The sequence below is a fragment of the Spirosoma pulveris genome (assembly GCF_054781875.1).
Window position 1 is genome coordinate 1 of sequence record NZ_BAAGTO010000038.1, and the last position, 4,892, is coordinate 4,892.

A 4,892-nucleotide genomic window follows, 5' to 3' on the forward strand; every position below is an offset into this window, starting at 1 on the left:
CTGGAAAAATTACTATAAGTCGCCCGAATCAGGGGCCGAGAAATAGCTTAACTTAGGACTACCAGTAAAATGGTCAATATAGAATCGGACTAACTCAAAACGGTCAACTTATTTTAGGACGGTACAACTCGTGATAACCGTCGCTTAAAATGGGCGTTTAACTGGACGCTCTGTTCTAACAACTGTCAACGACTATCCTTAACATACGGGTGACGCTCGACCAAGCAGCATCGTCAAGTAATTATTATACGGATGTAGCTTAGGTTTATACTGTTGGGCTCAAATTTAATTTTGAACTAAACGGATGCCCCTTATTTTTACCAAATTTTTCTCATTCAATTTAACCAATGGCCAGTACGATAACCGAATTACTGAAACAGAACAAGACGCAGCTTCTTGACAAATGGATTCAGATGCAGATGACAAGTCAAACGCTTCGAGACGACCTAATGTCCAATGATGAATTGCGAGCGCAATCTGAGGAGTTGGTTACCGCCTTGGCAAAGGTGATCACGGAGGAAAACAGTAATCAACCTGACTCGGCTACCTTCGATGAAGTCTTTGAAATTTTATCGACCATTTCCATGTCACGTGCCCGACAGGGCTTTTCGCCCCGCGAAACAGGCATTTATATAAACAGTCTGAAGGACGCGATCATGGACTTGCTTCAAGAGCAATTGGTGGACTCGCCAGCTCAACTCTTTGCCGAGAGCCAGAAACTAACCCGGCTGCTGGATCATTTTAGCATTATTACCTTCGAAACGTTTATCAAAGGCCGGGAGGAAGTGATTTTCAGGCAGACCGAAGAGATCAGTGATATCTCAACTCCAGTGATTCAAATATGGGATGGCATTCTGGCCTTGCCCATTATTGGCACCTTAGATAGTTCCCGAACCCAGGTCGTGATGGAAAACCTCTTGCAAAAGATTGTCGATACGGGTAGCAGTATTGCTATTCTGGATATTTCCGGGGTACCGGCGGTAGACTCCTTGGTAGCCCAGCATCTGATCAAGACTGTCAGTGCTACCCGACTCATGGGTGCCGACTGTATCATTAGTGGTATCCGCCCTGAAATTGCGCAAACCGTTGTCCATTTAGGTATCGATCTATCAAACATCATTACGAAAGCTTCACTGGCCAGTGCGCTCAAACATGCCTTTAGTCTGCAAAAGCTCGTCATAAAACGATCGGAAGGGGATAAGGTACGATAACCTACTTAAAAACATAATGGATAAAATACCCATCCTTCGAATGGGGGCCTTTTTACTGGTCACTATTCAAGTTGATTTGTACGATCGGCTGGCTTTAAATCTGGAAAGTGATTTGATCAATATGGTCCACACAACGGGCGCGCGAGGTGTGCTGATTGACATTTCAGCCGTGTCGATCGTCGATTCGTTTATGGGCCGTATACTGGGCAATATTGCCAGTATGACCCGGGTCCTGGATGCTGAAACGGTCGTTGTCGGCATGCAACCAGCCGTAGCCATTACCCTCATCGAACTAGGTTTATCGTTGAATGGCGTCTATACGGCACTCGACGTGGAACGAGGCATCCGTTTATTGCAAACAAAGCTTGGTCCCAACGATGAACCGGCAGACGACGATGCTGACGATACTGAGTAGAGACAGGATGACCATCACCCGAGAACAAGACGTAGTTCCGTGTCGCAACCGGGTTAAAGAAGCGGCCGTGAAAATTGGGATGGGGATTGTCAATCAAACCAAGTTGATTACGGCGGCCAGCGAACTGATTCGGAACATGCTTCGCTACGCTGGGGGGGGCGAGCTCTTGATTGAAGTCGTTTGCAAGGGGCGCGAATCCGGTATACAATTAACATTTACCGATCAGGGCCCGGGCATAGCTGATATTCAGCTGGCCATGCAGGATGGGTACTCAACTGGAAAAAGCCTGGGCTTAGGACTACCCGGCACCAAACGGCTGGTCAATGAGTTTAATCTCGAAAGTATGCCGGGTCAAGGCACAACAATCACCATTCTAAAATGGAAAAATGGATAACGCCGCGCATACGCAATTTCGAGCCCCCGATCGGAGTTATTTGGCTCAACTAAAAAAAGGAGTTAGTCAAATGGCCATTCAGGTTGGCTTCCAACCGCAGCGGTTAGCGGAAATTGATATCATTGTGGCCGAAATGGCCACGAACTTGATTAAGCATGGCGGCGGTGGCGAACTATTGGTTCGCCCTGTTCAGGCCCTTCCACAGGCGGGTCTTGAACTGATCAGTATTGATAATGGGCCCGGGATGACCGACACCACCAGAATGTTCCAGGACGGTATCTCGACGACCAATACACTGGGCCAGGGCCTGGGCTCGATTCGACGATTAGCGGACCAGGTGCAGCTGTACTCCATGAAGGGCTGGGGTACTATTCTATTAGTTCGTATTTTTCTTCATTCACTACCTGATAAGGCACCCATCCGCCTATCCGGGTTTGAATTCCGCCCGTTACTGGTTGCTAAACCCGGTGAAACCCTGTCTGGCGATGGGTTTTATGTGAAAACAACCCCCACTCACCTTAAGCTCTTTCTGGGCGATGGGTTGGGACACGGACCAGAAGCTCACTTCGCGGTACAAACCGCTGTGAATGCTTTCCGGCTTTGTCCAGATCATCGTCCCGTCGATATTTTACGGCAAATGCACCGCTCAGTGACCAAAACGCGCGGCCTGGTTGGCTCGGTGGTCGTTTATGATGTGGCGAGCCAACAATGGAACTGGTGCGGGGTGGGTAATATTGCTACCCGACTTAGTGGGCCGATGGCCACCAAAAACTTTCTATCCTATAACGGCATTATTGGCATGAATCTGCCAGCAACGATGAACGATCATACGCTGCCCTTTGAACGAGGGCAACTCCTAATTATGTGCTCAGATGGCCTTCAGTCGCGCTGGGACCCTACCCGATATCCACGTATTCACCGTTATGATCTGTCGATACTAGCGGCTGCTTTATATAAAGATTATGCCCGGCAAACCGATGACAGTTCCTTGTTGGTTGGGCGTTCACAGGGAGATCATGGAGGAATTAGTTAAGGGCAGGCTTGACAATGAGATGGACCTGATTCTGGCCCATAAGCGGGCCATGAAACTGGCTGAGCTAGCGGGCTTGTCGTTAGCGGCTCAAACGACCTTTGCCACGGCCGTTTCTGAAGTGGCTCGCTATGCCATTGAGCTAGGTACAGGTCCTCTGTTAACCTTAGGTGCTGACCGCTCCCAAGGGCATCCGTTTTTGGTCGCTCTCATTGAAGATACCCATCTTCCGGTTGCCAATCCCCTCAATCAGGCACTTTTGTACGCCCAGCGCCTGGTCAGTAAGCTGGAAATAACGCACAGCGGTAAAAGCGGAACGATTAGCTTATACTATGGCTTATCCACCACTCGAAGCGTAAGTCAGCAACAGGTGGACCGCTGGCGGTTACACTTCGACACGACTCAACCGCTCTCGGCCTACGATGAAATTAAGCGAAAAAATGAGCAATTGCAGGAATTAGCCCTGCGGCTGCAGGCCAGTGAACAACACTACCAACGGGTGACGGATTCGCTGCCGCTTTTAATTTTTACCACCAATCAAGCGGGGCAGCTCCTCTATACCAACACGTGGCTAACTCAATTGACGGGTTATTCTATTCAAACCATTAATCAGGCTAGATGGGCTAATATCATCCACCCCGATGAGTATGATGCTTTCTGGCGTCTGTGGACCAAACAAGCGGCTAGTTATCGGCCCTTTCACTATGAATGTCGCCTTAAAAAAGGTGGCGGTGAGCAGTATCTGTGGCATCTGATTACGGCTCAACCGGTAAACAGTGAACCGGATAAAGTGGCGGCCTGGAGCGGTTTCGCCGTGGATATTCAAGCGCAGAAACTAGCCGAACAGACCCTTCGACAAAATGAAGAGCTGGTTCAGGCCAAAGCTAGTCTGGAGCAGTCGCAACAGGCATTGACCCTAACCATCCGGGAACTAAACCGAAGCAATGAGGAGTTGAGCCAGTTTGCTTATATTGCCAGTCACGATCTGCAGGAACCCTTACGCAAGATTCAGCAATTTGGAGACTTGCTTCAAGCACGGGAAACAAACTTATCATCCGAATCAGCGACTTATTTGAGCCGCATGCAGTCGGCGGCCAGTCGTATGTCAATGCTAATCAAAGATTTGCTAAGTTTCTCCCGACTTTCTACGCGTCGGGAATCCATACGATCTTTATCCTTGACAAATCTGCTGCATTTATGTATAGACGATTTATCGCTTCTGATTAGCGAAACTAAGGCTCAAATCCATATTCAACCGCTACCTACTGTTGAGGGGGAGGCTACGCAGCTTGGCCAGTTATTTCAAAATTTACTCAGTAATGCACTCAAGTTTCGCCAAAAGGGGGTCAGTCCCCAGATCCGGATCAATTATCAGGCAATACCAGCCACTCATCTACCCGCTTTTTGGAAGCCTGTCAGTGCCAACGGCGTCTATCATAAAATAGAAATAGCGGATAATGGGATTGGTTTTGACGAAAAATATCTGGATCGGATTTTTCAGATGTTTCAGCGGTTACATGGCAAGGGGGAGTATGCGGGTACCGGTGTCGGTCTGGCCATTTGTCAAAAAGTGGTAGCCAATCATGGTGGTATGCTTACGGCGACTAGCCAACCCGGTAAAGGGTCTACGTTTATCGTCTACTTGCCAAAGTAAAATGAGAACCGTACGCTACTGATGGCGTTGGACAAATAGTAAAAATCACTGTCTCACAATTCGCTCGTGGCTGTTGCACAACTCTGCTTCCAACATCGATTTTTCAGCGGCTGAATTGGCGAATGAGATTTTCTACCATTGTCTACCCTGCTTAGTTGAGAAAAAGCACGCCAAAGCCCAGAAAAGTG

General features: G+C 48.4%; 5 protein-coding genes. All 5 read left to right on the plus strand.

Annotated features, from left to right (window positions below):
• Positions 1-347: 347 nt before the first annotated feature.
• Genes ACYVJM_RS31790 through ACYVJM_RS31810 form a run of 5 tightly spaced genes read left to right on the plus strand, consistent with a single transcriptional unit; the run spans position 348 to position 4,704 of the window.
• Positions 348-1,211, plus strand: coding sequence for an STAS domain-containing protein (locus ACYVJM_RS31790; protein WP_461152153.1), 864 nt, complete (start codon positions 348-350; stop codon positions 1,209-1,211).
• Positions 1,212-1,227: 16 nt separating this feature from the next.
• Complete coding sequence (locus ACYVJM_RS31795; RefSeq protein WP_461152154.1) at positions 1,228-1,626, plus strand: STAS domain-containing protein; 399 nt, start codon at positions 1,228-1,230, stop codon at positions 1,624-1,626.
• Positions 1,607-2,020 carry an anti-sigma regulatory factor gene (locus ACYVJM_RS31800; protein ID WP_461152155.1) on the plus strand — a complete coding sequence of 138 codons (414 nt, stop codon included), beginning with the start codon at positions 1,607-1,609 and terminating at the stop codon, positions 2,018-2,020. The genes ACYVJM_RS31795 and ACYVJM_RS31800 overlap by 20 nt, the downstream gene beginning before the upstream one ends.
• Positions 2,013-3,053 (plus strand): SpoIIE family protein phosphatase, encoded by a 1,041-nt coding sequence (locus ACYVJM_RS31805; protein WP_461152156.1) that lies wholly within the window; start codon positions 2,013-2,015, stop codon positions 3,051-3,053. Before ACYVJM_RS31800 ends, ACYVJM_RS31805 begins: the two co-directional genes overlap by 8 nt.
• A complete protein-coding gene (locus tag ACYVJM_RS31810) occupies positions 3,037-4,704 on the plus strand; it encodes a sensor histidine kinase (RefSeq protein ID WP_461152157.1) in 1,668 nt (555 codons plus the stop codon). The genes ACYVJM_RS31805 and ACYVJM_RS31810 overlap by 17 nt, the downstream gene beginning before the upstream one ends.
• Positions 4,705-4,892: the final 188 nt, after the last annotated feature.

Excerpts from the sequence above, each read along its gene's own strand:
- ACYVJM_RS31790 (WP_461152153.1), top strand. The coding sequence starts at position 348 with ATGGCCAGTACGATAACCGAATTACTGAAACAGAACAAGACGCAGCTT.
- ACYVJM_RS31795 (WP_461152154.1), top strand. The coding sequence starts at position 1,228 with ATGGATAAAATACCCATCCTTCGAATGGGGGCCTTTTTACTGGTCACT.
- ACYVJM_RS31800 (WP_461152155.1), top strand. The coding sequence starts at position 1,607 with ATGCTGACGATACTGAGTAGAGACAGGATGACCATCACCCGAGAACAA.
- ACYVJM_RS31805 (WP_461152156.1), top strand. The coding sequence starts at position 2,013 with ATGGATAACGCCGCGCATACGCAATTTCGAGCCCCCGATCGGAGTTAT.
- ACYVJM_RS31810 (WP_461152157.1), top strand. The coding sequence starts at position 3,037 with ATGGAGGAATTAGTTAAGGGCAGGCTTGACAATGAGATGGACCTGATT.